The sequence below is a fragment of the Phaeobacter sp. PT47_59 genome (assembly GCF_028890025.1).
Taxonomy (GTDB): Bacteria; Pseudomonadota; Alphaproteobacteria; order Rhodobacterales; family Rhodobacteraceae; genus Phycobacter.
Window position 1 is genome coordinate 87,680 of sequence record NZ_JARCJL010000011.1, and the last position, 25,702, is coordinate 113,381.

Here is a 25,702-nt window from a genome sequence, read left to right on the forward strand (position 1 = left end):
TACTCCTGTGCTTAGTCGCCGTCGAGCGAATTGAAGCCCGCCTCGACACCCAGCGCCGGGCCAAGCTCCAGCCCGACGGTTTCGCGCAGGTTGCGGATGCTTTGCTGCAGGGCCTCGATACGCAGTCTGGGCCCCGGTTGCGTCACCCCGGCAAAGACCGGATCCTCCAGCCGGTCGGCCTGGGCGCGGACCTTGGTGAAGCTCGTCGCAAGCTGCGCCTGCAGCTCCGGATCCTCCTGGGCCAGGATCAGCGTCAATTCCTCCAGCGCCTGCAGGGACAGCTGGACATGGCGCAGGGACCGGCCCGAGCGATAGGCCTCGGCGCGTTTGGGGCGGGGTTTGTCAAAGCTGCCCAGCGGGCGGCCCAGGCGCATGTCGATTAGGATCTCCAGGCCGGTGTTCACGGCCTTGAAAAGCTCCTGTTTGACTTCGATCTCGCTGCGGTAGCGATCCTGGGGGCTGCGCATCTTGTCGGCATAGTCAGCGATCCAACCCTCCTGGATGGCGCGGCTGGTTGCGGCGATGTCTTGGGCGATGGCGCGGGTCAGCTGGCAGCGGAACGCGGCGCTTTCGGTTTGCTGCATGTCCGCGTCGAACAGAAGAAACTCCAGCGCGTAAAAGCCGCGCGCCGCGATCGAGACGGTGGAATAGGCATCGGGGTCGGCCACAATCGGGTCGTTTGCGCGGATCAGGGCATAAAGCGCCTTGGGGGTCTTGCCACGGCTGTCGGGCCAGAAGGCCAGGGCAAAGGCACGGTTGTCCGTCTCGCTGGGGCCGAAGCGCAGGTGGCTGACGCGGACCCAGGCATCAAAGGCGGCGCCATAGGCCGCGCGCAGCGGTTCCGAGTTCGGATCGCAGTCTTGCGCTGCGCTTTCGCTCAACTGCTCCGATGTGTCCACCAGGGCGCCATATCCGGGCAGGATATGCTGATCGATCGCCTGTGCGACCACGTCGGCGCGCAAGATCGAGGGCGGCAGCAGCAGAGCAGCAGACAGGGCCGCAACGAGCAGGCGGGCCACGGGCATCCGAGGCAGGGAGATCTGGGGCAGGGGGGGACGCATCATAGGCTCTCCAGGAAACGCAAAAGATCGGCCCGGGCATCGGGCGCTAGGGATATCACGCGGTCGCGTGCGGCTTCGGCCTCGCCACCATGCCAGAGGATCGCCTCCAGCAGGGTGCGGGCACGCCCATCGTGCAGGAAGGTGGCGCGGGCAGAGACCTGCTGCGTCAGCCCGATCCCCCAGAGTGGCGGCGTGCGCCATTCCCGCCCTGTGGCGCGCGCCTCGGGGCTGTGATCGGCCAGACCATCGCCCATGTCATGCAGCAGCAGATCGCTATAGGGCCAGATCAGCTGGAAACTGTGCTCGGGGCGGTCGTTCAGGCGATGGGTGACGAATTTCGGTCTGTGACAGCTGGCGCAACCGCTGTCGTGGAAGATCCACTTTCCGCGCAGCACCTGTGGATCCTCAGGCGCGCGGCGGGCAGGCACGGCCAGGTTGCGGGCATAGAAGGTGACCAGATCCATGTTCGGCTGGTCGATCTCGCTGCCGCGCGCATCGCCATCTCCGTGCGGAGCGCTGCGGCAGTCGTGTTGCTGGTCGGTGCAGTCGCCCCAGGCCGCGGGAAAAAGCGGCGTCGAAATCCCGATATCGCCGGAAAAGGCGGCGGCGGATTGTTCGTGCACCGTGGCCATGCCGGCTTTGAGACCAAAGCGCCCCAACATGATCTGCTGAAACTCCCGCGACCAGACCAGATTGGCGCGGCCGGAAATACCGTCGCCGTCCGCGTCCTCGGGGTCGGCAGCGGCGAGGATATCGGCCGTGGGGATGGCCTCCAACAGGCCCAGGCCGATCATCGATGGCGCCAGCCGTGGCGACAGTCTTGCCTGAGGGTGCAGCGGGCCATAGCCCAATTGCGTGGCCTGATAGCTGGGCTTGCGCAGGGTCACGGTGTCACCGCCGTTCAGCGTGACCGGGATCTCCTCGTATTGGATGGCCAGCCGGTATTCCGGAGCGATGCCGGGGGCAGAGAAATCCTGCAACTGGCGGCCATAGGTGGGATCGGGAGCGGTGCCGATATAGTCCCGGATCGCCTGCAGTTCGGAGGGGACCGGCCCCGGCACCGAGATGCGCAGGAACATGGCGGCAGAGCGATATTCCGGTCCCTCTGGCACATGGCCGCGCCCGTCCTTGATATGGCAGCGTTGGCAGGACCGGGCATTATAGAGCGGGCCGAGCCCGTCCGAGGCGCGGGTGGAGGCCGGAGAGAACACCCAGATCTTCTTGAACAGACCATTGCCGAGTTTGAACTCGAGCTCCTGCTCGAAAGAGAGGTTGGCGGAGTGTTGGGAAAAGGCCTCGTCATCGCCGCGGGCGCGCACGGTTGCGGCCCCGGCAGGGCGGTCTTCGTAGGGTTCTGCTGCGGTGAAATCCCTTGGCGGTGCAATGGCCTCCCGGATACGGGCGGTTTCGGCGTCGGTACGGGGGATCACGTCCAGATGCGGATCGCCCAGGGAAAGCGGATCAAGGTCCATCGCCCCGGCAGGGGCGGCGATGCTGGCTGCGAACAGGATCGCAGCCAGACAGAGGTTATTCGTCCGCCTCTTCCATCTTGGTGGCGTTGAGTTGTGCATAGTTTTCGGCGCCGATGCGGTCGTGGAGTTCCAGCTGGGTTTCGAGGAAATCGATATGACCTTCTTCATCGGCCATCAATGCCTCAAACAGCTTCATGGTGACATAGTCGCCCGCCTTATCGCAGGCTTCGCGGGCTTCCTTGTAAAGCGCGCGGGCGCTGATTTCCGCCGCCAGATCGCATTCCAGGGTTTCCTTGGGCGTCTGGCCGATGCGCAGCGGGTCGAGCTTTTGCAGGTTGGGATGACCGCCCAGGAACAGGATCCGCTCGATCAGCTTGTCCGCGTGTTCCATCTCTTCGATGCTTTCTTCGCGGCTTTTCTTGGCCATGCTGCCAAGACCCCAGTCGTCTTGCATCCGGTAATGCAGCCAATACTGGCTGACTGCGGTCAGTTCATGGCGCAAGGCCTTGTTGAGATATTCGATGACTGTTGGGTCGCCCTTCATGGCTTTTCTCCTGTCTATGTGGCGTGCGTAGATTCTGCAGCTGCGCAGGCACATTCACCTTAGCATTGCCACGCATGGTGTCGAGGAAGAGTGGCATGCAGCCGCCGCAGTCGGCGGCTTTTCCAAGGGCGTGATAGATCTTGCCAGGCGTGATGATGGTCTGTGGATCGCTGGTGCGCATCCAGTCAATGGCGGCATGAATGTCGTGATCGGTGATCTGGGTGCAGTGGCAGACAATCATGCGCGCAGTCCATGCAGGGGGCAGACAGAGAGGCCGGTCAGAGCGGCTTCGGTGGTGGGTGTAAATATCCGACAAAAACAGTCATCAAGCAAGTCAAAATGCTGAGTGTTTCTATCGGAATTTGCGTCGATCACCGGATTTTGAGCGTTCAGCCAGAGGTTTCCGCCATAAAAAAGGGCCGCAGAACCTGCGGCCCAGTTCGGTCTATCTGGATGTCTCCATTCAAAACCGAGGGAAATTCATGGGCTTGTCAGCCACCCAGTCAGCCACCCAGGGGGATGACCACGCTCAGACCCAGAATGGTGTCTTCCACGCCGGTGTCTTCGACCCGGGCCAGGGCGCCGGAAAGGGCGACGCCGCTTTGGAACTCATAGTCCACGCCGATGGAGACCAGATCGGTTTCGCCAGCGGTTTCCAGATCGCGCTGGGCCAGGGTGCCGGAGAAGCTCCAGGGGCCGGTGCCATAGGCGGCATTCAGGGTGACGAAGGTCGCGTCATCGACGCCACCGCCGAAGTTCGAGAACGAGGCGACCTCTGCAAAGACGTCGACACCGCCTGCGAAGGAATGGCCGATACCAGCCACGATGCCCTGCTCGTCATCCACGTCGCCAACGCTGGCGCTGAGGTGGCGCGCACCGATGTGGAAACGGGTCTCGCCGACGTTGTAGGCCCATTGGATTGCGAAGTTGTCCAGCTCGCCGGTGTTGCCGGCGCCGCCAGCGGAGGCACGATTGCGACCGCGGTCCTCGCCCCAGGAGCGGCTGAGGCCGGTGTCATCTGCATAGAACAGGCCAAAGGACAGGGTGCCTGCGCCCTCCAGTTCCACATCGGCCAGGACACCGATCTGTTCCGCCAGCTCATAGTCTTCGGCCAGGCTGCTGCCGAAGAAGCCCGCAGCATCGTCCCAGGCGGTGCCGAAGACCGGGTGCAGTTTACCAATGGTGACGGTGGTCGCCTCGCCGATGCCAAAGCTGAAGCCGATCTCTTCGACATAAAGACCGATGTCTTCGAAGGTACGGTCTGCAACCGGATCGATCACGCTTTCGGCGGTCAGGGTCGAGAAGAACTCAACGCCGTTGCCGAAGGAATAGGTGCCGGTGGCGGTGACAACCAGGTAGGTGTCGCGGATTTCGTTGGCCGCCACATCCGAGGAGACGACCTGTTCATTGCCAAGTTCGATTTCGCCTTCCCAGGAGAATTCGGCATGTGCAGCGGTTGCGCATAGAAGGGCGGGTACGCCCAGGACAGGCGCGAGGGAGGAGTTGATTTTCATAGGTTTTCTTTCTTCAGAACAGCCTGACCGCCAAGGGCGGACAGGCCAGACCACAGGCTTGTGATGTTATGTTATTACGTCACTGTGACTTATTCGAAGACAGCCGAGGGATTGTCAAGGCTGTCGGATCCTTCGAATGCGATGCTGCTCAGTTTCAGGGCTGTAACAGCGCGCTCGATCGAGCGGGTCTGGTCGATCAGCCCGTTGACGCCGCCCATGACCAGCACTTCGCCCGCGGCATTTCCCTGCTCCAGCATCTGGTCATAGGAGAAGCCTGCTTCGGCTGCGGTCTTGATGCGGCCAAGGGCCAGCATGGTGGTGGACAGCTTGCCGCGCAGCTCGGTGTCAAGTTCCGCATCAGCGGCTGCCACCAGATCGGAGAGGGACGGACCGGAGACCAGTTCACCGTTCACGCGCACATATTCGCCAAGGTAGACGTTCTGAACGCCCAAGCCGTCATAGTAATGGCTGTTGTGGGTGTTGTCGGAGAAGCAATCGTGCTCTTCCTCCGGATCGTTCAGCATCAGGCCCAGGCGCATCCGCTCACCGGCCTGTTCGCCGTAGGACAGCGATCCCATGCCGGTCAGCATGGCGACGATGCCTGCGCCTTCATCGGCCATCAGAGTTCCGCGTGCCTCACCGCCTTCGGCCCATTGCGCGCTCATCCATTCCAGGTCGGAGACCAGGAGGTCGGTTGCGGCCTTCAAATAGGCGCCGCGACGGTCGCAGTTGCCGCCGGTGCAGGCGTCGCCCGCGGCGTAGTCGGTCCAGGGACGGTTGCCTGCGCCGTGATCGGTGCCGTTCAGATCCTGACCCCACAGCAGGAATTCGATGGCGTGATAGCCGGTTGCCACATTGGCTTCGATGCCGTCCGCCTCGTGCAGGGTCTCTTCCAGCAGCGCGGGTGTGATGTCGCTGGTGTCGATGGTCTTGCCGGAAAGTTCGAACGAAGGATTGGCGATGACGTTCAGCGCGGCCAGGGCGTTTTCATCCGACGGGCCACCATAGGAGGCGTCCACATAATCGATCAGGCCTTCATCCAGCGGCCAGGCATTCACCTTGCCTTCCCAGTCATCGACGATGGCATTGCCGAACCGGAACACCTCGGACTGCTGATAAGGCACGCGGGCGGCCAGCCAGGCGGCGCGGGCGGCCTGCAGCGCTTCGGCCGAGGGGGAGGCAATCAGGGCCTCGACGGCGCTTTGCAGCTCTTGTGCGGTGGCCAGGCTGTCTTCGTATTTGGCCTGAGCGATATTGGCATAGGTGGTCAGCACGGCGCCCTTTTCGGGTGCTGCGCCCGCGGCCAGGGCTGCGGTGCCGCTCAGGATCATGCCCGCCAGGGCGGTTCCGGAGAGAAACAGAGACTTCATCAGGGAGTATCCTTGCTTGGGTTGGTTGTAGGTCTGAATTGAAAACGGGGTAGAGGGTCCGGCACCTGGCAAGTCTGGCAGCACTGTCGCGCCATGCCCTATTTGGTGAGGATCAGCTTCCCGGCGCGGGTGATGCGCAGGCTGTAGATCTGGCCGTTCAGCAGGATGCGGGCCTGGATGCCGCCCCGTGTCAGGTCTTCAGCGTTGTAGGTCGGGAATACTTCGGTCGTGGCGGTGGTCGCCACCGGTTCTGATGCGATCTGGTTCATAAGGGGTGCCCATTTCTGTAATCCGCCCTGTCGAACTCGGCCCGGTCCAGAAGCCATTCCAGGCAAAAGCCGCTCAATGTGCCGGAGCGCGCAAAGATCCCGGGCAGTATCGGGCTCAGGGCATCCTGAAGCTGTGGCTCACTGGAGCGCTGACGGGGGCTGGCTGCGGGGTTCGACATGATGACGCAATGTTGAGTGTCTCGATTCTCTCGGGCTCACCTGAAATCCGTCAGGCTGGCTGGATTGGGCTATACCTGATTTATTTACTCAGCAAAGTCAATCTGACTTTTTTAGTCGGAATAAGGTTTTCCGTAGAGAATTGTCTGCTCGGTCGCGGAGAAACGCCACATTTCGGCGCAATTGTTCATTGGGTCGCAACAGTGATCGAAGGGGCGGCGGAGCGCGTGCAAGGCTCTGCAATCAAAGGCTATTGTAGCACGGGCGCAGCGGACGCAGGCGCGCGGCGGATCAACAGGCGGCAAGGGGCCCGGATATGTTGGCTGGCCATGAAGGCCAAAAACAGAAAAGGCCGCCCAATGGGCGGCCTTTGAACGGTGTGCATGGTTTTTGATCAGTCGCGGGTGCCGGAAAAACGCGTCTGCCAGTCTTCGCGCTGCTCGTCGGTGATCTTGGCAAACAGCACCTCCGGCACGGTGAAGCCATGGCCTGCTGGCAGGGCGGAAAGGGCTGCCGCCACGTCCGAGGGCCAGCTGTCGTCGCTGCTGTTCAGCGCCTCCATCAGCTTGGCGCTGGCCTGTGGGATGAAGGGCGCGCTCAGCACCGCGTAGAAGCGGATCAGGTTCAGACCCAGGCGCACCTGCGCGGCGGCCCGTTCCGGGTCTTCCTTGAAGACCGACCAGGGCGCGGCCGATTGCAGATATTCGTTGCCGGCAACCCAGATCGCGCGCAGCTCCTGCGCCGATTTCCGCACCTCCATCGCCTCCATGTGCTGCTCATAGGCGCGCAGGCGGGTGGTCAGCTCTTCGATCAGGGCCGTTTCCTGTTCGCCGTTGGCGCCGCCCGTGGGCACCTCTTCGCCGAACTTGGAGCGACAGAACTTGGTGATGCGGGATACGAAGTTGCCCAGGACATCGGCCAGATCCTTGTTCACCGATTGCTGGAAATTCTCCCAGGTGAATTCAGAATCGCTGCTTTCGGGCGCATGGCTCAGCAGCCACCAGCGCCAGTAATCGGCGGGCAGGATCTCCAGCGCCTGATCCATGAAGACGCCGCGCCCCTGGCTGGTGGAGAACTGGCCGCCGTCATAGTTCAGGTAGTTGAACGACTTCAGGTGATCGACCAGCTTCCACGGCTCGCCTGATCCCAGAATGGTCGCCGGGAAGGACAGGGTGTGAAAGGGCACGTTGTCCTTGCCCATGAACTGCACGTATTTCACATCCTCGGCGCCCTTGTCGGTGCGCCACCAGCGCTCCCAGTCGGCATCCGCCTTGCCGTTGGCATCGGCCCATTCCTTGGCGCAGGCGATGTATTCGATGGGCGCGTCGAACCAGACGTAGAAGACCTTGCCTTCCATGCCGGGCCAGTCGTCCGCGCCCTTCTTGACCGGGATGCCCCAGTCCAGATCGCGGGTGATGCCGCGATCCTGCAAGCCGTCACCATCGTGCAGCCATTTCTTGGCAATCGAGGTGGTCAGGACGGGCCAGTCGGCCTTGCTGTCGATCCAGGCATCCAGCTGATCCTTCATGGCGGACTGGCACAGGTACAGGTGCTTGGTCTCGCGCACTTCCAGATCGGTCGAGCCGGAGATGGCCGAGCGCGGGTTGATCAGGTCGGTGGGATCCAGCTGCTTGGTGCATTCCTCGCACTGGTCGCCGCGTGCCTTCTCGAAGCCGCAGTTGGGGCAGGTGCCCTCGATATAGCGGTCCGGCAGGAAGCGGCCGTCGGCATTGGAATAGACCTGTTTCTCCACCACTTCTCGGATCAGCCCGGCCTCGGCCAGTTTGCCTGCGAAATGCTGTGTCAGCGCGTGGTTCTGCGGGCTGGAGGAGCGCCCGAAGTGGTCAAAGCTGAGGCAGAATCCCTTGGCGATCCCGGCCTGGACCTCGTGCATCTCGGCGCAGTATTCTGCGACCGGCTTGCCCGCCTTGGCGGCGGCCAGCTCGGCCGGGGTGCCGTGTTCATCTGTGGCGCAGAGGAACATCACCTCATTGCCGCGGCCACGCTGATAGCGCGCGTAAAGGTCGGCAGGCAGCTGGCTGCCCACGAGGTTGCCCAGATGTTTGATCCCGTTGATGTAAGGGATCGCCGAGGTAATCAGAATGCGTTCCATACCATCCATCCACATGTCGCTTTGCCTGACCGTCTAACGCATGGCGGGGGCGGCGGGAACCCCGCCCGTGGCTTTCCTTGGAAAACCGGTCTTTCCATCACGGGGCGGAGTTTTCTCTTGTCTATCAATGCTCTCCCGGCCATCTTGCCCTAGGGTTGTACAGGTGCGGGGGTTGAAACGGGCGCAAAGCCTTCCCATATGAATTGTATACTATCGCATACCTATTCGAATCCGAGTTGAGAGGTCCGTATCTAGATGCTGCAATTTCTGCTTGAGGGCGCCTTTGCCCCCTTTACCCTTGCGCTTGCGCTGCTGACCGGCCTGATGGTGCTGGAACTGGTGGCCTTGCTGCTTGGGGGCAGTCTGATCGGCGCTGATGGAGATGCGGATCTGGATGTCGGCGCAGGAGAGGTCGGTGATTTCGATCTTGACCTTGATGGCGCGGATCTTGGCGGGGTTGAGGGCATTGACGCTGCCGACCTGGAGCTGCCGGATGTGGACCTGGATCTGGAGCTTGGCCCGGATACGCCAGTGGACGCAGGTGTTTCGGCACCGGCGGGCTTGGCTGGTTGGCTCGGGCTGGGCCGCATGCCGATGGTGATCTGGCTCGGCGCTGTGCTGCTGGGCTTTGGCCTGTCGGGCATGGGGCTGCAGGTGGCACTGTCCTCTTCCTTCGGCCTGACGGCTCCGGCCTGGGTCGCGGTCCTTCCTGCTGGCGCGTTTGCCTTCTGGTTCGCGCGCATCTTTGGCGCGGGTTTTGCACGGCTCCTGCCCCAGACCGAGACCGAGGTTCTGTCAGAACGCAACCTGGGTCGCCGCCGCGGCGTGGTCACCCAAGGCACCGCCGCCAGGGGCCGCCCGGCCGAAGTGCGCGTCATCGATGGCTACGGCAATGCCCACTACCTGCGCGCCGAACCCCTGACAGAGGGCGAGACCATCGCCCAGGGCACCGAGGTTCTGGTGATCCGGGATCGGCGCAAGGGGAGTTACGTGCTTGTTGCCGTCTCCGAATAAGCTTGACGATAAAATTCTAACTTTTCACCCAAAGGGAGGTTTCTCAATGGAGTTTGAGTTTCTGTTGATTGTTGTAGTTGGTATTCTGGTTTTCTTGGCGCTGTTCGGGCTTGTTCTTGGCCGACTTTACCGGCGCTCCACTCGCGAGATCAGCCTTGTTAAGACAGGGGCTGGCGGCAAACGCGTGATCATGGATGGGGGCACGATCGTGGTGCCGCTGCTGCATGAGGTCAGCCCGGTCAACATGAAGACCCTGCGCCTTGAGGTAAAGCGCGACGGCGAGGCGGCGCTGATCACCCAGGACCGCATGCGCGTCGATGTGGGGGTCGAATTCTATGTCTCGGTCATGGCCACGGCCGAGGGGATCGCCCGCGCGGCCCAGACCCTGGGCAGCCGCACCTTCGATGTGGAGCAGCTGCGCGAGATGATCGAAGGCAAGCTGATCGACGGTCTGCGTGCCGTGGCCGCCCAGATGACCATGGACGGGCTGCATGAGAACCGCGCCGACTTTGTTCAGGAGGTGCAGAATGCGGTCTCCGAGGATCTGTTGAAGAACGGTCTGTCGCTGGAATCCGTCTCTTTGACGGCGCTGGATCAGACCCCGTTTGAGGCGCTGGATGAAAACAACGCCTTTAACGCGGTGGGTATGCGCAGGCTGGCCGAGGTGATCGCGGTTTCAAAGAAGGAACGCGCCCAGATCGATGCGGAGGCGGATGTCGCCGTGCGCCGCGCCGCGATGGAGGCCGAGCGTCAGAAGCTGTTGATCGAACAGGACGAGGAACAGGCCCGGATCGAGCAGAAACAGAAGGTGGAAACCCTGCGCGTGGCACAAGAGGCCGAGATCGCCGCCCGTACCGAGGATAGCGTGCGCGAGACCGAACGCGCCCGGATCGCGCGGGAAGAGGCCATTCGCGCCGCCGATATCGAGCGGGAGCGCAAGATTCGCGAGGCCGAAATCTCGAAAGAGCGCGAGCTGGAAGTGGCCGAACAGGAACGGCAGATCATCATCGCGCAGAAATCCGAAGAGGAAAGCCGCGCCCGTGCCTCGGCCGATCTGGCCCGCGCCGAAGCCACCAAGGCGACCGAAGCGGTGGCAACCGCCCGCCAGGTGGCCGAGGCCGAGCGTCAGAAGCAGATCGTGCTGATCGAAGCCACGCGCGAAGCGGAGCGTCAGGCCACTGGCATTCGACTGGCAGCCCAGGCCGAGAAGGAAGCCGCCGCCGACCGCGCCGAAGCCCGCCGCGAAGAGGCGCAGGCCGAGGCCGACGCGCTCAACATCCGCGCCGAGGCCAAGAAGAATGACATGCTGGCCGAAGCCGAAGGTAAACGCGCCATCGTCGAGGCGGACAATGTCCTTTCGGAGGCACAGATCCGTTTCAAGGTGGATCTGGCCCGGATCGAGGCGATGCCCTCCATCGTCGCCGAAATGGTGAAACCTGCGGAAAAGATCGATTCGATCAAGATCCATCAGGTCGGCGGCATGGGGGCTGGCGCGGGCGGCGCGGGGACTGTTGCGGCCTCTGCGGGCGGCGGAGAAAAGCCCGTCGTCAACCAGGCGCTGGATTCCATCATGGGCATGGCGGTGCAGATGCCCGCGCTCAAGAAACTGGGCGAAGAACTGGGCCTGTCGATGGAGGACGGTGTTGCCGGGATCACCAGCGGTGCCTTGGGGGTCTCTCCTGAAGTCATCGAGGATGCGGGACGGATCGAGCCCCCGGTCCTTGAAGAAGTGGAGGAGGTCGATACCTCCAAGGCATAAGCCGGGGGTGACAGGATGAGGGATGAAAGGGCCGGTTTCCTCCGGCCCTTTTCTTTGGGCTCTAGCGATTCTCGCGCGAGCCTTTGGTCAGGCGCCCGATGGTGAAGGAGGTCCGCGGCGCATAGACGTAATTGGTGCGCTCTTCCGGGGTCGGGCGCGAGCGCATGCGTGACAGGCCGAAAAGGATCAAGGCCAGGTGTCCAAGCGCGATGAAGACGAACAGGGCTTTTGGTCCGAAGCCTTCGATCAGAGTGGAGGCGACATAGGGGGCCGCAATCGCGCCAAGGGCATAAAAGAACATCAAGGCGGCGGCCAGCTCGACCCGTTCTTCCGATGTGGCAAAATCATTGGCATGGGCGGAAGAGACGGAGAAAACCGGAAAGGCGGAGAGGCCGAACAGGCAGGCCATCAGCATGGTGGCTTCGGTGCTGAGGCCAGAGATCATGATGGTCAAGGCGCAGGACAGGATGGCGGCGACCGAGAGCCAGATCAGCACCCAGCGGCGGTCGATTTTGTCCGCAAGCCAGCCCACCGGGTATTGCGCCAGCGCCCCGCCCAGCACGAAAGCGGCAAGGAAAAAGGCGATCTGGTTCAAATGCAGCCCCACTTCGGTGCCGTAGATCGGGCCAACCATGCGGAAAGAGGCGGAGCCGACGGCGGAAACGATGACGCCCACGACCGCCAGCGGCGAACAGCGCCAGGCAAGGCCGGGCCGCAGGCGCGGTGCGGCGGGGGTCGCGGGCTGGCTGTTGCGGGTCAGGGTGAGCGGCAGCAGGGCGGCGCAGCACAGAAGGGCCAAGAGGTTGTAGGAGACATAGGAGGCAGGCGGCAGAACGGCGATCATCAGCTGCGCGGCGAGAGAGGCCGTGAGGTCGGCCAGCCGGTAGCTGCCCATCGCCCGCCCGCGGCTTTCATTGGTGACCTTGGCGTTCATCCAGGCCTCGATCACCGTATAGCAGCCGGCCACCGATAGGCCCGAGGCGATGCGCATGGTGGCCCAGGCCAGGGGGGCCTCGGTCAATGTATGTCCGAGCAATCCCATGGCGCCAAGGGCGGTGCAGACGGCAAAGGCGCGCGAATGTCCCACTGTTCCCATCAATCGGGGTGCCCACCAGCAGCCGATGAAAAAGCCCAGGAAATGCGCCGAGCCAAGAAGGCCGATTTCCTGTTTGTCAAATCCCATCGTGAGGCCCGAGATCGCATCAAGCGGGCCGACACCGCCTGCCGAAAGTTGCAGCAGAATGACGGATAGAAACAGGGCGGCAAAGGATAGGATCAGGCGCATGATGGGGTGACCTTGGCGGCAATGGCGCAGGATGCCTAGCGCTTAGCGCCATTTATGGTCGTATTCAAACCATGAACTGGGTTTCTGTGTCAGAAACCGGGCGCTCCCGCGCGGCGGCGATCCTCTTGCGATGGCCTTCGCCCCTTGGGCCCAGCGCCGGGCTTTGCCCGGCGCTGGGCCCAAGGCTGTCAGGGGGCAGGGGCGCAGCCGCTGCATCCCGCAGGCGCGGGAGCCCTCGCGGCATGTTGTCGGGGGCTGCGCCGACCCTGTGGCGGTCGGCATTCTGTGCCGAACCCTCGACCAAGGGTGCGCGCGGCGCGGGCTGCGTGATCTGCCACTGGCGCGGCGGCTGGGCGCGGGCGCGCAATCGTCCTAGCTGCCAACACCGATGGCCTCCATGATGGGCAGGCTGCATGGACCAGCGGCTTTCGATCCCCTGGGCGCCGCCGTCGCCCGGTGTCAGCAAGAGACCCAGTGGCGGCAACCCGTCCAGGGCCGGGGCAGCACCTGCCGCTGCGGCCAGATGCAGGCGGCGGACCGGGGTGATCGCTGGAGGGGCAGGGAGTTCGGCCACCACAAGCGGCGCGCCGCCGCTGCGCAGGGCCTCTTCCATGACCCATAGGACATCGTCGCCTCGGGACGGGGTAATCCACAGGAACCGGGCCGGATCTGCGAAGTCGCAGATCCCGTCGGGGTTCAGATGGGCGCGCTCCTGCGGGGAGGCGATCCACACCACGGGTCCCTGTGTCACACCAGCGAGCCATAGGGCAAAACTGCACCGCGCCCGCCCGCAGGCTTCATGCGCCCGTCCCCGCAGCAGGGAGATGGATTTCAGCAGGGTCAGGCTGCCCGAGTGCTGCCGTTGGCGGGGCAGGGATAGGGGGTGACCGGCTGCCAGAAGGCGGGAGGAATTGGGATGAATCGACATGAGGCAAGTTAGCATATTCGCTATTTGTTCTCAATGATGCTTGAGTGTTGCTTGGGGTGGGCAGCTGCACCTGACCGGCTCTGCTGCCCAGTCCGAAATGCAAATTAGCTGTCGCGGGGCACCACGGGGCCGCCCTCTTCGACCCATTTGGTGAAGCCGCCTTCCAGATGCAGGACCGGGGCCAGCCCCATCTCCGTGGCTGCGCGGGCGCTCAGCGCCGACCGCCAGGCGCTGGCGCAGTAGAAGACATAGGTCTTGTCCTGATTGAAGACCGGTTTGTGGTAGGGGCTTTCGGGGTCGATCCAGAACTCCAGCATGCCACGCGGGCAGGAGAAGGCGCCGGGGATCATGCCGGAGCGTTGCAGCTCACGGATGTCGCGCAGGTCCACGAAGACATAGGCCTCGTCCTGGGCCTTTTCCTTGGCCTCTGCCACGGACATGGTGTCAACCACGGCATTGGCTTCGGCGAGCAGGGCTTTGATGCCCTTGGTGATGGTCTGCGGCATGAGGCTCTCCCGGTATCGGTTTTGCGGGAGGCTCTTCTATTTTTGCGGCTTCGGCAAGGCCACGAAGGGGAAGATGGCGCAGGGCTGGTCGGTTGCAGCAAAAAGCCCCGGCTGTCCAAGGAAGGCCGGGGCGGAAGACCGATGGATCAGGGGCGCTAGGTGCGCCTTGCGGGCGGGTTCACCATTTCACCGGAGAAAGTGCACCGCCGCCTTGCATCCAGGCATCCAGTCCACCCTCCAGGTGGCGCACTTCGGGCAGGCCCATGTCGAGTGCTGCCTTGGCCGCCAGGGCAGAACGCCAACCGTTGTCGCAATAGAAGACGAACAGTTTTTCGCTGCCGAAGACCTCCTTGTAATAGGGGCTCTCGGGGTCGATCCAGAATTCCAGCATGCCGCGCGGGCAGGAGAATGCGCCGGGGATGACACCAGTCCGGTAAAGCTCACGAATGTCGCGCAGATCGACGAATTGCGTGTGGCTCTGGCTCAGAAGCGCCTGCGCTTCCTCGATATCGACATGTTGAACCACGGCATTGGATTCGGCGACAAGAACCTTGAAACTCTTTTTGGTAGTGAATGTCATAACGGGCTCCTTCCGTGCTGATGTTGCAGTTGTCGGGGTCCTTAAACGTGTCCTTTCTGTGACTTCGGTCTTGGACTTGGATCTGTGTTCGCGTCATCATCATGGCGGCACGCATGGCGATGCGTAAAGGACACCTTGGCATAGGGTTGCACTCCTTTGGGTCAGGAGTAGGTTCTTTCGGGAAATGACAAACAGGGATTGCGCGATATGAAAATGAACCCTTTGGGCCGTACCGGTATGATGGTCTCCGAATTGTGTCTGGGTACCATGACCTTTGGCACCCAGACCAGTGAGGCCGATGCCCATGCCCAGATCGACATGGCGCTGGCGGCAGGCGTCAATTTTGTCGATACCGCCGAAATGTACCCGGTAAACCCGGTCAGCAAGGAGACGGTGGGCGACAGCGAGGCGATCATCGGCAACTGGAACGAAAAGACCGGGCGGCGCAGCGACTACATCCTGGCCACCAAACATTCAGGCGAGGGGCTGGCGGCGGTGCGTGACGGGGAGGCGATCTCGTCAAAGACCATCGCGCCGACGATTGAAGGCTCACTGAAGCGTCTCAAGACCGACTACATCGACCTTTACCAGTTCCACTGGCCCAACCGCGGCAGCTACATGTTCCGCAAGAACTGGACCTATGACCCTTCCGGGCAGAACCGGGAAGAGACCCTAGCCAATATGGAGGACTGCCTGGAGGCGCTGCAGGCCCAGGTGGACAAGGGCAATATCCGCGCTTTTGGCCTTAGCAACGAAAGCGCCTGGGGCACTGCGCAATGGCTGCGGCTTTCCGAGGAAAAGGGCCATCCGCGGGTGGCCTCGATCCAGAACGAGTATTCGCTCCTGTGCCGGATGTATGACACGGATCTGGCCGAACTCAGCGTGAACGAGAATGTGGGGCTGATGGCGTTTTCGCCCCTGGCGACGGGCTTGCTCACCGGCAAGTATCAGAACGGCGCAGTGCCTGAGGGATCGCGCAAGACGCTGAACCCGGACCTGGGCGGGCGCCATTCGCCGCGCGTCTATACGGCTGTGGATGCCTACCTTGCGATCGCGCGCAAACACGGGCTGGATCCGGTGCACATGGCGCTGGCCTGGTGCCGCACGCGCCCCTTCATGGCCTCTGCCATTTTCGGGGCGACCACCGTGCCGCAGCTGGAACATGCGTTGCGCTCGGTTGAGGTCACGCTGACCCCGGACATCCTGGAAGAGATCGACGCAGCCCACCGGGCGCATCCGATGCCTTACTGACGTGCCGGAACCAGCAGGCGAGTGCTCCCGCGCCCGCAGGTGCATCGGCTGATGCCGATACCCCTTGGCGGCCTTGGGCCAGGCTCGGCGCCCAGGCGCCGAGCCTGGCCCAAGGGGCCGATGTCGCATGACACATGTGACAAGGCTGCGCGGGAGCGCGACGGCTCATGGCTGGAGCTACATTTCGCCGGGCGATACATCCGTCACGCTTGACGGAGCGGATCTGCCTCAATGCGCGATTGGACGGTGGCTTTCACTGCCAGTGCCTTGTGCAGAATAGCTGGCCGACTGCGCGTCATTGCGCGCCATGCGCAGATCGCGGGCAGAGGTGCCATGGGCCAGCCGGAACGCGCGGGCAAAGCTTGACTGCGAGGTGAAGCCCGTTGCCATGGCCACATCCATCAGCGGCAGATCCGTATCTGTCACCAGGCGGCGCGCTTCGGCCAGACGCAACTGCAGGTAGTGATCCTGTGGCGTCGTGTTGAGGCGCAAGCGGAACTGTTGCTGCAGGCTGCGCGGGCTGGTGCCAAGGGTTTCGGCGATCCGGGCCAGGGGCATCGGCTCGTCGAGGGCCGCCTCCATCAGGGCATTGGCCTTGGCGGTGATCGCATTGTGCTTGTGCCCGCCCAGGCGGCTTTGCGGACGTGGCGCGCTGCTCGGACCATCATAGAGGAACAGCCCGGCCACGCGGGCGGCAAATCCGGCGCCGTGGCGGGCGCTGATGATATGCAGCATCATCTCGATCGCAGGGGTGGCGCCGCCCGAGGTGAGCCGCCCGTCAGAGACGGTGAAGCGATCGCTGCGGCAATCCACATCGGGAAAACGGGCCGAGAAATTCTCCAGATCCTCCCAATGGGTGGTGGCGGGGTGATCGTCCAGCAGCCCTGCCTCGGCCATCAGCCAGGGGCCACCGTCAATGCCCGCAATGGTGGCGCCGGTGGCCGCGATCCGGCGCAGCCCCGCCAGCAGGCTGGGGGTGGCGTGGCGCGCCAGCTGGAAGCCCGCCACAACGATCAACAGATCGCAGCCCTCAAGGCGCGACAGCGGCGTCGTCGGCACTGTCAGGCCGCTGGTCAGCATCGGCGCCTCGCCGGTTGCGCTGATATAGTCCCAGTCAAAGGCGCAGCGCCCGGCCAGCCGGTTGGCCGCCCGCATCGGATCGACCGCCGCCGCGAAGGAGAGCGTGTTGCATTCGTCCAGCACCACGACCGCGCATTTCAGCGGGCGATGCTCGGGCTGTAGGATGTTTTTCGCGGATTTCATCAAGTGGGATTCGCTTTGCGTCAACTGTTGGCTCACAGGCTGAGGCACAGTAGAGGCCAAGGCAAACAGGAATCTGGGGGGGAGTCTGGGGATAACCCAAGGCAAAACCCTGTACATCGAGGGGAAAACAAAAACATGCCTCTGACCATGAACCGCGACGTCTTCATCACCTGCGCCGTCACCGGATCGGGCGGCACCCAGGACCGCAGTCCGCATGTGCCCCGCTCGCCTGAGCAGATCGCCGAAAGCGCCATCGCGGCGGCCAAGGCGGGCGCTGCCGTGGTGCACTGCCATGTGCGCGATCCCGAAACCGGCGCGCCCAGCCGCGATCTGGGGCTTTACCGAGAAGTCACCGACCGGATCCGCGACAGCGACACCGATGTGGTCCTGAACCTGACTGCAGGCATGGGCGGCGATATCGTCTTCGGCGACGTGGAAAACCCGCTGCCGGTCAAGGAGGCCGGGACCGACATGATCGGCGCCACCGCCCGCATGGCCCATGTGGCCGAGTGCCTGCCCGAGATCTGTACGCTCGACTGTGGCACCATGAACTTTGCCGAGGCCGATTACGTGATGACCAACACCCCCGGCATGCTGCGCGCCATGGGGCAGATGATGACGGACCTGGGCGTGAAGCCCGAGATCGAAGCCTTTGACACCGGCCATCTTTGGTTCGCCAAAGAGCTGGTAAAAGAAGGCATCCTGACCAGCCCCGCACTGGTGCAGCTCTGCATGGGGGTGCCCTGGGGCGCGCCCAATGATCTCAACACCTTCATGGCGATGGTGAACAACGTGCCCGGTGATTGGGACTGGTCGGCCTTCTCGCTCGGGCGCGATCAGATGGCCTATGTGGCGGCCTCGGTCCTGGCGGGCGGCAATGTGCGCGTCGGCCTTGAGGATAACCTCTGGCTGGAAAAAGGCGTTCTGGCCGAAAACTGGCAGCTGGTGGAACGCGCAGGCACCATCATCGAAAATATGGGCGCCCGGGTGATCGGCGCCGCCGAGGTGCGTGAGCAGCTCGGCCTGGTGAAACGCGCACCGGTGGCGAAGTGATCCGCAAAGCCCTGGCCATAGCCGCTCTGATCGGCGCCCCCTTCGCAGTAAATGCGCAGGAAGCCCCCCTCTGGGAGGGCTATTGGGCGCGCAATGCCGCCTGGTGCGCCAAGGCCGGAGAGGTCGGGGAGGGCACCCCCGATTGGTATGGCCGCGATGGGCTGTTCGGATTGGAGTGGAGCTGTGACATCAAGGCGGTCGAGGCAGTGGGCGTGGGCAACAGCTGGTCCTTGCAGTTGCAGTGTCTGGGTGCCGGATATGCGTACAGTGACGCGCAGATATTTCTGGTGACACCGGAGGATCGCCTGCTGGTGATCGGTGAGACCGGTGTCATGGCGAACCTGGTGCGCTGTATGAAATTGGAGAAAACAGAATGAAAACAGCAGCAATCATCGGCGGTGGCGTCATCGGTGGCGGATGGGCCGCGCGGTTCTTGTTGAACGGCTGGAACGTACGGGTCTTTGATCCCGATCCCGAGGCTGAGCGCAAGATTGCCGAGGTTCTGGGTAACGCGCGCCGGTCTCTGCCGGGGCTGGGGAATGTCGCACTGCCCGCCGAAGGCGCGCTGTCTTTCCACCCCACCATTGCCGAGGCGGTGGCGGGCGCATCTTGGGTGCAGGAAAGCGTGCCGGAACGCCTGGATTTGAAGCAGAAGGTCTACGCCGAGCTGCAGGATCACGTGGCGCGCGGCGCGGTGATCGGATCCTCCACCTCGGGCTACAAGCCCTCGCAATTGCAGGACGGTTTCACGAACGCCGCGCAGATCGTTGTCGCGCATCCCTTCAACCCGGTCTACCTGCTGCCGCTGGTCGAGGTGGTCACCACTGAGGCGAACACCCCCGAGGTGATCGACAAGGCCAAGGAGATCATCTCTGGCATCGGCATGTATCCCCTGCATCTGAAAAAGGAAATCGACGCCCATGTGGCGGATCGCTTCCTTGAAGCCGTTTGGCGCGAGGCGCTGTGGCTGGTCAAGGACGGCATCGCCACCACCGAGGAAATCGACAACGCGATCCGCTATGGCTTTGGCATCCGCTGGGCGCAGATGGGCCTGTTCGAGACCTACCGGGTGGCGGGCGGCGAAGCGGGCATGAAGCACTTCCTGGCCCAGTTCGGGCCGTGCCTCACCTGGCCCTGGACCAAGCTGATGGATGTGCCCGAATTCAATGACGAGCTTGTCGATCTGATCGCGGGCCAGTCCGATGCGCAGTCGGGCAAGCACTCCATTCGCGAGCTGGAACGGATCCGCGATGACAACCTGGTCGGCATGATGCGGGCGCTGGGCAATACCAACTGGGGGGCGGGCGCGCTTCAGAACGCCCATGACAAGGCGCGCGAAGGCGCCATGGGTCTTGCCAATACCGTGGCAGAGATCAGCGATCCCTCGCAGCCGGTGCTGACGCTCAATCGTGTCGTGCCGCTGGATTGGACCGACTACAACGGCCATATGACCGAAAGCCGCTACCTGGATGCCTTTGCCCAGTCCACCGACCGGCTGATGGCGATCATCGGCTGCGATGCGGACTATATCGCCTCGGGTGGCAGTTTCTTCACTGCCGAGACGCACATTCGCCATATCGACGAGGTGCACGCAGGCCATCCCATTCAGGTGAAGACCCGCGTCATCATGGCCGAGGGCAAGAAGATGCACCTGTGGCATGAGATGTACGAGGGCGAGCGCCTTTTGGCGACCGGGGAGCATATGTTGTTGCATGTGGACCTGAGCACCCGCCGCTCTGCCCCGCCTGCGCCGCATCTGGCCGAAAACCTTGCCACGCTGGCACGCGCCCATGCGGAACTGCCCGCGCCCGAGGGGCTGGGCCGAGCCATCGGCGCACCGCGTTAGGTCCGGCGCTGTGCGGGTTCTGATCACGGCGGGCGCCTCCGGCATCGGGCGGGCCATGGGTGAAGCCTTTGCCGCTGCGGGCGCCGAGGTCTGGGTCACCGATCTGGATGCCTCGGCGCTGGGGAAGCTGCCGCACACATGGCAGACCCACCTGGCCAATGCGGCGGATGAGGTCCAGATGCACGCGGTCTTTGATGAGATCGCCGCAGCGGGCGGGCTGGATGTGCTTTGCGCCAATGCCGGGATCGCCGGGCCAACCGCACAGGTCGAGGACATCAACCTTGAGGACTGGCGCGCTTGCGTCAGCGTCAATCTGGAGGGCGCCTTTCTGGCGGCGAAATACGCGACGCCCCTGATGAAATCCGCAGGGCGGGGGGCGATCATCCTGACCTCATCTACCGCCGGGATCTATGGCTACCCCAACCGCGCGCCCTATTCGGCGGCGAAATGGGCGGTCATCGGGCTGATGAAGACGCTGGCGATGGAGTTGGGGCCGCACGGGATCCGCGCCAATGCGATCTGTCCCGGCGCCGTCGAGGGGCCGCGCATGGAGGGCGTGCTGGAACGCGAAGCGGCGCTCAAGGGCATGAGCCGCGATGCGGTCTATCAGGGCTATGCCGCGGGCACCTCCATGCGCTCCTGGGTTCGGGCCGAGGATGTGGCCAATATGGCGGTGTTCCTCGGCTCAGATGGGGCGCGGCTGGTGTCAGGCCAGGTGATTGCGGTGGATGGCCACACCGAGAATCCAGACCCCAAGGTCTAAAGCGGATACTCCTTGTAGGCGCGCAGTTTCTCGGGGAACTGGCGGGCGGTCAGGTCGGCCTCGCGTACCAGCCGGTCGAAGTGAGTGGTGAAGGTCTCTACCCGCTCGCGGTCGCGGAAGGCCATGTAGTGGCTGCCTGCATAAAAGACGCACAGGAGCGGGCCGAAGATCGTCAGCGGTGAGGAAAACAACCGTTTGGCATCAAAGAGATAGACCCGGAGTCGCGGATAGAGCTGGGTGCAGATCTGTTCGAAATGGTCCAGCTGCTCCAGGCGGATCTCCAGCGGCAGGCCTTCGTAATAGCCTGTGGCCTGGGCAAAGCTTTCGAGTTCATAGGTGGGCATGGCGATTTCATAGTCGGACTGCGCCTGCCGCATCCAGGCGAGGCGGTCCTCTGATGCGCCGATGGCCTGGTCGGCCGAGCGGCCCAGGTGCGGCGCATATTCCCATTCCAGAAGCGCGCGGGTCTTCAGCATGTCGGGCAGGGCCGCAGGAACATGGCGGATCTTGTAGCCCGCAGCCTCCCGGTGCCAGTCAAAGATCTGCTCATCCACCAGGGCGCGCGGTGCTGCGCTCACCGCCATGCTGGAGGCCAGAAGTTCGGCCGCATTTTCGGGACGTTCCGACAGGCTCAGGAGCCAATCCGCCGAAACTCCCAGCGCCGAGGCACAGGAGCCCACCACATGGGCATTGGGCAACCGCGCGCCTTGGTCGGTCAGAAGCTGCGAAATGGTGGAGCGATCCACGCCGGTCTGGCGGGCAAGGGCGCTTTGGCTGATCCCGCGGCTGCTCATGGCCCGGCTCAGGCGCTCGCGGAACTGTTTGGCGCGCAGGCGCTTGTCGATATCTATCTCCATTGGTGATAAATATCACAGTCGCTGAGATTTGTTAATCATATTCGGAATTCCGCACATCAGAAGGCGCTCGTAATCTGTCCGTGAACGGCTGCCATCCCCATGGGCAGCAACCAAAAAGGGTCAGCATGCCCTTGAAAAGGAGGCGGAATGGAGACGCGCAGGCGGTCGGTCGTAAAGGCCGTGATATGGAACGCAATCGGCTTTTCGGTGATGACGCTGGTCGGTTTCCTCGCCACTGGTTCAGCCAGCGTCGGAGGCGTGATGGCGCTGGTGAATACCGGGCTCGGGTTCGTGACCTATCTGATCTACGAGCGGGTCTGGGCGGGTATTTCCTGGGGGCGGGTGCATGTCTGAGATGCCGAAGGTGCCCGCGGAATGCATGCCGCGCGGGGTGGAATGGGGAACGCTTGCGCTGATCCTGGCCTGCTATGGCGCATGGCTGGCGGGTATTGTCTGGCTGCCGGAGATCGGCATCTGGCTCGCGATCGTGGTGAGCGCGCTGCTGATTGCGCTTCATGCGTCGCTCTGCCACGAGGCGCTGCATGGGCATCCCTTTCGGACCCGGGCCCTGAATGAGGCGCTGATGGCGCTGCCCTTGAACCTGGTGATCCCCTACGGCCGCTTCCGAGATACCCATCTGGCGCACCATCGGGATGAACGGCTGACCGATCCTTTTGACGATCCCGAAAGCAATTACCTGTGTCCCAAGGTCTGGGGCGGGCTGCCCAAATGGCAACAACTGCTGTTGCGGGCAAATAACACGCTGCTGGGGCGGATGCTGCTGGGGCCGCTGATCTCCCAGGTCTGTTTCATGCACGGAGACTGGCGAATGATCCGGGAAGGGGAACGGCAGGTGATCCTCGACTGGCTGCTGCATGTCGCGGGCGTGGTGGTGGTGATCTGGCTGGTCTGGCTGTCTCCTATGCCGCTTTGGGCCTATGCGCTGGCGGTGTACCTCGGCCTTGCTCTGCTCAAAATCCGCACCTTTCTGGAACATCGCGCCCATGAGGATCCCCATGCCCGTACCGTTCTGGTCGAGGATCGCGGCCCGCTGGCGTTTCTGTTCCTGAACAACAACCTGCATATCGTACATCACATGCATCCGGGCGTGCCCTGGCATGCGCTGCCGCGTCTCTATCGCCTTCACGAACCGGCCTACAAAGAGGCGAATGAGGCCTATGTCTATCGCTCCTACTTGCAGGTTTTCTGGCACTATCTATTGCGAACCAAGGATCCGGTGCCGCATCCGCTCTGGCAAAAGAACGGATAAGCGCCCATAAGCGAAGGCATGTTGACCTGGATTCCCGTCTCCATCGCCGCCGCGAGCTTTCAGACCGTGCGCTTCATGCTGCAAAAGGTATTGAGCAGCGTCACCCTGTCACCGGGTGGGGCGACCTTTGCACGCTTTGCCTATTCGGCGCCGATCATCCTGGCGGCGCTGGCGAGCTATCTGGCGGTGACCGGGCAAAGCCTGCCCGAGCTGAGCGCGCGGTTCTGGGGCTTTGCGGCCATCGGTGGCACCGCGCAGATCCTGGCGACCGTCTGCGTCGTGGCGCTGTTCAAGCAGCGCAATTTTGCCGTGGGCATCACCTTCAAGAAGACCGAAGTCATCCAGACCGCCATCGTCGGGCTTGTGGTGCTGGGGGATGGGATCAGCCCCTGGGGCTGGGCCGCGATCCTGATCGGCCTGTCGGCGGTGATGGTGCTGTCGAAAACCCCTGATGTGCAGGGCGCCTGGTGGCAGCACCTGACCAACAAGGCCTCGCTGCTGGGGCTGGGATCGGGCGTTCTCTTTGCCTTTTCCGCCGTCAGCTACCGCGGCGCGTCTTTGCAACTGGCGGATCTGGATCCGATGTTCCGGGCCGGGATCACCCTGGCGGCGGTGGTGTCCTTGCAGACCCTGTTCATGCTGGTCTGGCTGGCTTCACGCGAAAAGGGCGAGATCACCCGCGTCTGGCAGGCGCGCCGGGTCGCGGTCTGGGTGGGGCTGACCAGCATGGCAGGCTCGTTTTGCTGGTTCTGGGCCTTTACCCTGCAAAACGCCGCCTACGTAAAGGCGCTGGGCCAGATCGAACTGGTGCTGTCGCTGCTGGCCTCGGTCCTGTTCTTCCGCGAAAAGATCACCGGGCGCGAGATCCTTGGCATGGGGCTCTTGGGCCTGTCGATCCTGGCGCTGGTGCTGGCGCTCTGACTAGGGCGCCTTAATGGCTGTCCGGCATCGGATAGCCCTTGAGGCGCAGGAACAGGCTGGTTTCATCATCGTTGCGGAAATAGGGCACGCTGCCCGGCGGGCTGGTATCGCGGATGCGGCCGGTGACCTCGGCCAGCACCACCTCGGTGATGAAGGGCAGGTCGAAGGTGCGCACCTCGCTCAGCGGGATCCACTGCAGATGCGACAGCTCGTCCGAGGCCTGCGAGAAATCGTCGAGATCGCCCAGGATCTCATCGGCATCGATCAGGAAGAAACGCGCATCAAACCGGCGCGGCCGACCCGGAGGGGTGAGGGCACGGAACACGAATTGCAGCGCGCGCGCCGAGGGCAGGTGCCCGCTGTCGGCAAAGGCCTGCCAATCATCCGGCACCGCGCCGGACCATTCCCCGGGGGTGCCAAGCAGCAGTCCGGTTTCTTCCCACAATTCGCGGATGGCGGCGGCGGCAAGCGCGTGATGCAGATCCTCGGGCGCCTGTTCGGCCAGCCGGTTGCGGCAGACCTCGGGCAGGGGATCGGCCAGGGGAACGGCGGCATCGGCGGGATCGACCGCACCGCCGGGGAAGACGAACTTGTTGGGCATGAAGGCCGCCTTGGCGCCGCGCTGCCCCATCAGGACCTGCGGGTCTTCGGCCATCCGGTCACGCACGGCGATTACCGTCGCTGCATTGCGGATCGCCGATTTATCCTGGCTGGTGACGCCCTGTACTTCTGCTGTGCTCATCTACCCCTCCCTAAAGGTATTGCGAAGGGATCAGTTCTTGTTGTCGAACCCGTGCATGCGTCGCGCCCATTGATAGGCCACGACGACACCCTTCAGTCTGGGCAGAAGATACAGCGACGAGGCCAGACATCCAATCGAGAAAACCGTAAAGGTGACAAGAGGTTCCGGTCGGTAGGCGAAATAGACCACATGCAGGATCGGTGCCATCAGGTGGCCGACGATCAGAATGGTCAGATAGGCGGGCCCATCGTCGGCGCGATGCCCGGACAGATCCAAGCCGCAGTTGCCGCAGCTGTCGTTCACCTTGAGATAGGAATGCAGAATGTCGCCCTTGCCGCAGTCGGGGCATTTGCGACGCCAGCCCTTCAGCAGTGCGGGCATGGTGGGGCGGTCGGCTTCAATGTCAGCGGCCAGTGCTTCGGGCGTCGGCGCGGCGTGAGACTCGGTCATGGAAAATCCTGTGTTGCGTAGCCATGTTTGCCTGCTTCTTGCCCGAGGAAAAGGGGGCGATACAAGCTCTGCGGCCCGATGCCGCAAGAATTGCGGGGTTTAGCTAATTCACTTTTTTGCGACGGAAAGCCGGGTCCCCTGCGTTTCTTCCATGCATCAAGCAGCACGGGGCTGCTGCGAACAGAAGGAAAGATGATATGAAACACTCGCACTTCATGGCCGCGATCGTTGCTGTTGCCGGTCTTGCCGGGGCATCGGCTGCATTGGCCCAGCCGGGAGCGGGTCATCACGGACCGCGCGTGACCTTCGAAGAGCTGGACGCCGATGGCAATGGCGAGGTGAGCAAGGCCGAAATGGACGCCCACCGCACCGCCCGCTTTGCCGCGACGGATACCGATGGCGATGGCAAGCTGTCGGCAGAAGAGATCATTGCCGAGGGCCACAAACGCGCTGAGAAACGCGCCGCCCAGATGATCGAGCGGCACGACAGCGATGGCGATGGTGCCCTGAGCCAGGAAGAGTTGCCCATGCCAGGCAAGCATGGTGATATGTTCTCACGCTTGGACAGCGATGGCAGCGGCGCCATCTCCAAGGCGGAGTTCGAAGAGATGCGCATGCACAAGCGTGGCAAGCATCACAAGGGCCGCGACTGTGGCCAGAAGCCGGGCCAGGGAATGGAGCAGAACTGATCTCT

Annotated in this window: 28 protein-coding genes; 12 read left to right on the forward strand and 16 right to left on the reverse strand. The window is 63.1% G+C overall.

Features of this window, described 5'->3' with window-relative positions; all coding sequences use genetic code 11:
* Positions 1–11 precede the first annotated feature (11 nt).
* The 7 genes from PXK01_RS12270 to hemP form a co-directional block, all read right to left on the reverse strand.
* Positions 12–1,064: an imelysin family protein gene (locus PXK01_RS12270; protein ID WP_274848540.1), complete on the reverse strand. Its 1,053-nt coding sequence runs from the start codon at positions 1,062–1,064 to the stop codon at positions 12–14.
* Complete coding sequence (locus PXK01_RS12275) at positions 1,061–2,533, reverse strand: di-heme oxidoreductase family protein (RefSeq protein WP_274848541.1); 1,473 nt, start codon at positions 2,531–2,533, stop codon at positions 1,061–1,063. The genes PXK01_RS12270 and PXK01_RS12275 overlap by 4 nt, the downstream gene beginning before the upstream one ends.
* Before the next feature lie 55 nt (positions 2,534–2,588).
* Entirely contained in the window at positions 2,589–3,077 is a 489-nt protein-coding gene (gene bfr, locus PXK01_RS12280) for a bacterioferritin (protein ID WP_274848543.1), read from the reverse strand.
* A complete protein-coding gene (locus PXK01_RS12285) occupies positions 3,025–3,318 on the reverse strand; it encodes a (2Fe-2S)-binding protein (protein ID WP_274860268.1) in 294 nt (97 codons plus the stop codon). The genes bfr and PXK01_RS12285 overlap by 53 nt, the downstream gene beginning before the upstream one ends.
* A 262-nt stretch (positions 3,319–3,580) precedes the next feature.
* On the reverse strand, positions 3,581–4,591 hold the full coding sequence (locus PXK01_RS12290) for a porin (RefSeq protein ID WP_274848546.1): 1,011 nt from the start codon (positions 4,589–4,591) through the stop codon (positions 3,581–3,583).
* Between the two features lie 89 nt (positions 4,592–4,680).
* Positions 4,681–5,961 (reverse strand): imelysin family protein, encoded by a 1,281-nt coding sequence (locus PXK01_RS12295; RefSeq protein WP_274848547.1) that lies wholly within the window; start codon positions 5,959–5,961, stop codon positions 4,681–4,683.
* A 98-nt stretch (positions 5,962–6,059) separates the two neighbouring features.
* The gene (gene hemP / locus PXK01_RS12300) at positions 6,060–6,230 is read right to left on the reverse strand and encodes a hemin uptake protein HemP (RefSeq protein ID WP_274848549.1); all 171 of its coding nucleotides are present in this window, start codon (positions 6,228–6,230) and stop codon (positions 6,060–6,062) included.
* 188 nt (positions 6,231–6,418) lie between these two features.
* Here hemP and PXK01_RS12305 point away from each other — a divergent pair, with 188 nt between their 5' ends.
* Positions 6,419–6,781 carry a hypothetical protein gene (locus PXK01_RS12305; RefSeq protein WP_274848550.1) on the forward strand — a complete coding sequence of 121 codons (363 nt, stop codon included), beginning with the start codon at positions 6,419–6,421 and terminating at the stop codon, positions 6,779–6,781.
* A 20-nt stretch (positions 6,782–6,801) separates the two neighbouring features.
* Here PXK01_RS12305 and metG read toward each other — a convergent pair whose 3' ends face one another.
* A complete protein-coding gene (gene metG, locus PXK01_RS12310; RefSeq protein WP_274860270.1) occupies positions 6,802–8,520 on the reverse strand; it encodes a methionine--tRNA ligase in 1,719 nt (572 codons plus the stop codon).
* Positions 8,521–8,775: 255 nt separating this feature from the next.
* On the opposite strand from metG, the gene PXK01_RS12315 reads away from it, so the two are divergent.
* Complete coding sequence (locus PXK01_RS12315; RefSeq protein ID WP_274860271.1) at positions 8,776–9,534, forward strand: OB-fold-containig protein; 759 nt, start codon at positions 8,776–8,778, stop codon at positions 9,532–9,534.
* Positions 9,535–9,580: 46 nt separating this feature from the next.
* Positions 9,581–11,293: a flotillin family protein gene (locus PXK01_RS12320; RefSeq protein WP_274848554.1), complete on the forward strand. Its 1,713-nt coding sequence runs from the start codon at positions 9,581–9,583 to the stop codon at positions 11,291–11,293.
* 61 nt (positions 11,294–11,354) lie between these two features.
* On the opposite strand, the gene PXK01_RS12325 is transcribed toward PXK01_RS12320, so the two are convergent.
* The 4 genes from PXK01_RS12325 to PXK01_RS12340 all read right to left on the reverse strand — a co-directional run bounded on the left by PXK01_RS12325 (position 11,355) and on the right by PXK01_RS12340 (position 14,592).
* Positions 11,355–12,578 (reverse strand): MFS transporter, encoded by a 1,224-nt coding sequence (locus PXK01_RS12325; protein ID WP_274848555.1) that lies wholly within the window; start codon positions 12,576–12,578, stop codon positions 11,355–11,357.
* Positions 12,579–12,642: 64 nt separating this feature from the next.
* Positions 12,643–13,506: an ImuA family protein gene (locus tag PXK01_RS12330; protein WP_274860273.1), complete on the reverse strand. Its 864-nt coding sequence runs from the start codon at positions 13,504–13,506 to the stop codon at positions 12,643–12,645.
* Positions 13,507–13,610: 104 nt separating this feature from the next.
* On the reverse strand, positions 13,611–14,012 hold the full coding sequence (locus PXK01_RS12335; RefSeq protein ID WP_274860275.1) for a rhodanese-like domain-containing protein: 402 nt from the start codon (positions 14,010–14,012) through the stop codon (positions 13,611–13,613).
* 178 nt (positions 14,013–14,190) lie between these two features.
* Entirely contained in the window at positions 14,191–14,592 is a 402-nt protein-coding gene (locus tag PXK01_RS12340; protein ID WP_274860276.1) for a rhodanese-like domain-containing protein, read from the reverse strand.
* Between the two features lie 207 nt (positions 14,593–14,799).
* On the opposite strand from PXK01_RS12340, the gene PXK01_RS12345 reads away from it, so the two are divergent.
* Positions 14,800–15,843 carry an aldo/keto reductase gene (locus PXK01_RS12345; RefSeq protein ID WP_274860278.1) on the forward strand — a complete coding sequence of 348 codons (1,044 nt, stop codon included), beginning with the start codon at positions 14,800–14,802 and terminating at the stop codon, positions 15,841–15,843.
* A 228-nt stretch (positions 15,844–16,071) separates the two neighbouring features.
* Here PXK01_RS12345 and PXK01_RS12350 read toward each other — a convergent pair whose 3' ends face one another.
* Positions 16,072–17,106 (reverse strand): GlxA family transcriptional regulator, encoded by a 1,035-nt coding sequence (locus tag PXK01_RS12350; protein WP_274860279.1) that lies wholly within the window; start codon positions 17,104–17,106, stop codon positions 16,072–16,074.
* Between the two features lie 135 nt (positions 17,107–17,241).
* Between PXK01_RS12350 and PXK01_RS12355 the strand changes: the two genes are divergently transcribed.
* The 4 genes from PXK01_RS12355 to PXK01_RS12370 are packed head-to-tail and all read left to right on the forward strand — an operon-like array spanning position 17,242 to position 20,768.
* On the forward strand, positions 17,242–18,159 hold the full coding sequence (locus PXK01_RS12355; RefSeq protein WP_274848563.1) for a 3-keto-5-aminohexanoate cleavage protein: 918 nt from the start codon (positions 17,242–17,244) through the stop codon (positions 18,157–18,159).
* Positions 18,156–18,536, forward strand: a complete 381-nt coding sequence (locus PXK01_RS12360; protein ID WP_274860280.1) for a hypothetical protein — start codon at positions 18,156–18,158, stop codon at positions 18,534–18,536. Before PXK01_RS12355 ends, PXK01_RS12360 begins: the two co-directional genes overlap by 4 nt.
* The gene (locus tag PXK01_RS12365; RefSeq protein ID WP_274848566.1) at positions 18,533–20,005 is read left to right on the forward strand and encodes a carnitine 3-dehydrogenase; all 1,473 of its coding nucleotides are present in this window, start codon (positions 18,533–18,535) and stop codon (positions 20,003–20,005) included. The genes PXK01_RS12360 and PXK01_RS12365 overlap by 4 nt, the downstream gene beginning before the upstream one ends.
* A gap of 55 nt (positions 20,006–20,060) precedes the next feature.
* Positions 20,061–20,768 carry an SDR family oxidoreductase gene (locus PXK01_RS12370; protein ID WP_446728449.1) on the forward strand — a complete coding sequence of 236 codons (708 nt, stop codon included), beginning with the start codon at positions 20,061–20,063 and terminating at the stop codon, positions 20,766–20,768.
* Here the strand turns inward: PXK01_RS12370 and PXK01_RS12375 are convergent.
* Positions 20,765–21,625, reverse strand: coding sequence for a helix-turn-helix domain-containing protein (locus PXK01_RS12375; RefSeq protein WP_274860282.1), 861 nt, complete (start codon positions 21,623–21,625; stop codon positions 20,765–20,767). The two genes, PXK01_RS12370 and PXK01_RS12375, sit on opposite strands and share 4 nt — an antisense overlap.
* A 147-nt stretch (positions 21,626–21,772) precedes the next feature.
* Between PXK01_RS12375 and PXK01_RS12380 the strand changes: the two genes are divergently transcribed.
* Genes PXK01_RS12380 through PXK01_RS12390 form a run of 3 tightly spaced genes read left to right on the forward strand, consistent with a single transcriptional unit; the run spans position 21,773 to position 23,816 of the window.
* Positions 21,773–21,979 carry a DUF2061 domain-containing protein gene (locus tag PXK01_RS12380; protein ID WP_274860283.1) on the forward strand — a complete coding sequence of 69 codons (207 nt, stop codon included), beginning with the start codon at positions 21,773–21,775 and terminating at the stop codon, positions 21,977–21,979.
* Positions 21,972–22,895: a fatty acid desaturase gene (locus PXK01_RS12385; RefSeq protein WP_274860284.1), complete on the forward strand. Its 924-nt coding sequence runs from the start codon at positions 21,972–21,974 to the stop codon at positions 22,893–22,895. Before PXK01_RS12380 ends, PXK01_RS12385 begins: the two co-directional genes overlap by 8 nt.
* A gap of 18 nt (positions 22,896–22,913) precedes the next feature.
* A complete protein-coding gene (locus PXK01_RS12390) occupies positions 22,914–23,816 on the forward strand; it encodes a DMT family transporter (RefSeq protein WP_274860285.1) in 903 nt (300 codons plus the stop codon).
* Between the two features lie 10 nt (positions 23,817–23,826).
* Here PXK01_RS12390 and PXK01_RS12395 read toward each other — a convergent pair whose 3' ends face one another.
* Positions 23,827–24,558, reverse strand: coding sequence for an NUDIX hydrolase (locus tag PXK01_RS12395; RefSeq protein ID WP_274848572.1), 732 nt, complete (start codon positions 24,556–24,558; stop codon positions 23,827–23,829).
* A gap of 30 nt (positions 24,559–24,588) precedes the next feature.
* Entirely contained in the window at positions 24,589–25,008 is a 420-nt protein-coding gene (locus PXK01_RS12400) for a DUF983 domain-containing protein (protein ID WP_274860287.1), read from the reverse strand.
* A 197-nt stretch (positions 25,009–25,205) separates the two neighbouring features.
* Here PXK01_RS12400 and PXK01_RS12405 point away from each other — a divergent pair, with 197 nt between their 5' ends.
* Positions 25,206–25,697 (forward strand): EF-hand domain-containing protein, encoded by a 492-nt coding sequence (locus tag PXK01_RS12405; RefSeq protein ID WP_274860289.1) that lies wholly within the window; start codon positions 25,206–25,208, stop codon positions 25,695–25,697.
* Positions 25,698–25,702 lie beyond the last annotated feature (5 nt).

Coding starts and splice junctions, on each gene's coding strand:
- PXK01_RS12270 (WP_274848540.1), bottom strand. CDS start 1,064: ATGATGCGTCCCCCCCTGCCCCAGATCTCCCTGCCTCGGATGCCCGTG.
- PXK01_RS12275 (WP_274848541.1), bottom strand. CDS start 2,533: ATGGACCTTGATCCGCTTTCCCTGGGCGATCCGCATCTGGACGTGATC.
- bfr (WP_274848543.1), bottom strand. CDS start 3,077: ATGAAGGGCGACCCAACAGTCATCGAATATCTCAACAAGGCCTTGCGC.
- PXK01_RS12285 (WP_274860268.1), bottom strand. CDS start 3,318: ATGATTGTCTGCCACTGCACCCAGATCACCGATCACGACATTCATGCC.
- PXK01_RS12290 (WP_274848546.1), bottom strand. CDS start 4,591: ATGAAAATCAACTCCTCCCTCGCGCCTGTCCTGGGCGTACCCGCCCTT.
- PXK01_RS12295 (WP_274848547.1), bottom strand. CDS start 5,961: ATGAAGTCTCTGTTTCTCTCCGGAACCGCCCTGGCGGGCATGATCCTG.
- hemP (WP_274848549.1), bottom strand. CDS start 6,230: ATGAACCAGATCGCATCAGAACCGGTGGCGACCACCGCCACGACCGAA.
- PXK01_RS12305 (WP_274848550.1), top strand. CDS start 6,419: ATGTTGAGTGTCTCGATTCTCTCGGGCTCACCTGAAATCCGTCAGGCT.
- metG (WP_274860270.1), bottom strand. CDS start 8,520: ATGGAACGCATTCTGATTACCTCGGCGATCCCTTACATCAACGGGATC.
- PXK01_RS12315 (WP_274860271.1), top strand. CDS start 8,776: ATGCTGCAATTTCTGCTTGAGGGCGCCTTTGCCCCCTTTACCCTTGCG.
- PXK01_RS12320 (WP_274848554.1), top strand. CDS start 9,581: ATGGAGTTTGAGTTTCTGTTGATTGTTGTAGTTGGTATTCTGGTTTTC.
- PXK01_RS12325 (WP_274848555.1), bottom strand. CDS start 12,578: ATGCGCCTGATCCTATCCTTTGCCGCCCTGTTTCTATCCGTCATTCTG.
- PXK01_RS12330 (WP_274860273.1), bottom strand. CDS start 13,506: ATGTCGATTCATCCCAATTCCTCCCGCCTTCTGGCAGCCGGTCACCCC.
- PXK01_RS12335 (WP_274860275.1), bottom strand. CDS start 14,012: ATGCCGCAGACCATCACCAAGGGCATCAAAGCCCTGCTCGCCGAAGCC.
- PXK01_RS12340 (WP_274860276.1), bottom strand. CDS start 14,592: ATGACATTCACTACCAAAAAGAGTTTCAAGGTTCTTGTCGCCGAATCC.
- PXK01_RS12345 (WP_274860278.1), top strand. CDS start 14,800: ATGAAAATGAACCCTTTGGGCCGTACCGGTATGATGGTCTCCGAATTG.
- PXK01_RS12350 (WP_274860279.1), bottom strand. CDS start 17,106: ATGAAATCCGCGAAAAACATCCTACAGCCCGAGCATCGCCCGCTGAAA.
- PXK01_RS12355 (WP_274848563.1), top strand. CDS start 17,242: ATGCCTCTGACCATGAACCGCGACGTCTTCATCACCTGCGCCGTCACC.
- PXK01_RS12365 (WP_274848566.1), top strand. CDS start 18,533: ATGAAAACAGCAGCAATCATCGGCGGTGGCGTCATCGGTGGCGGATGG.
- PXK01_RS12370 (WP_446728449.1), top strand. CDS start 20,061: ATGGGTGAAGCCTTTGCCGCTGCGGGCGCCGAGGTCTGGGTCACCGAT.
- PXK01_RS12375 (WP_274860282.1), bottom strand. CDS start 21,625: ATGGAGATAGATATCGACAAGCGCCTGCGCGCCAAACAGTTCCGCGAG.
- PXK01_RS12380 (WP_274860283.1), top strand. CDS start 21,773: ATGGAGACGCGCAGGCGGTCGGTCGTAAAGGCCGTGATATGGAACGCA.
- PXK01_RS12385 (WP_274860284.1), top strand. CDS start 21,972: ATGTCTGAGATGCCGAAGGTGCCCGCGGAATGCATGCCGCGCGGGGTG.
- PXK01_RS12390 (WP_274860285.1), top strand. CDS start 22,914: ATGTTGACCTGGATTCCCGTCTCCATCGCCGCCGCGAGCTTTCAGACC.
- PXK01_RS12395 (WP_274848572.1), bottom strand. CDS start 24,558: ATGAGCACAGCAGAAGTACAGGGCGTCACCAGCCAGGATAAATCGGCG.
- PXK01_RS12400 (WP_274860287.1), bottom strand. CDS start 25,008: ATGACCGAGTCTCACGCCGCGCCGACGCCCGAAGCACTGGCCGCTGAC.
- PXK01_RS12405 (WP_274860289.1), top strand. CDS start 25,206: ATGAAACACTCGCACTTCATGGCCGCGATCGTTGCTGTTGCCGGTCTT.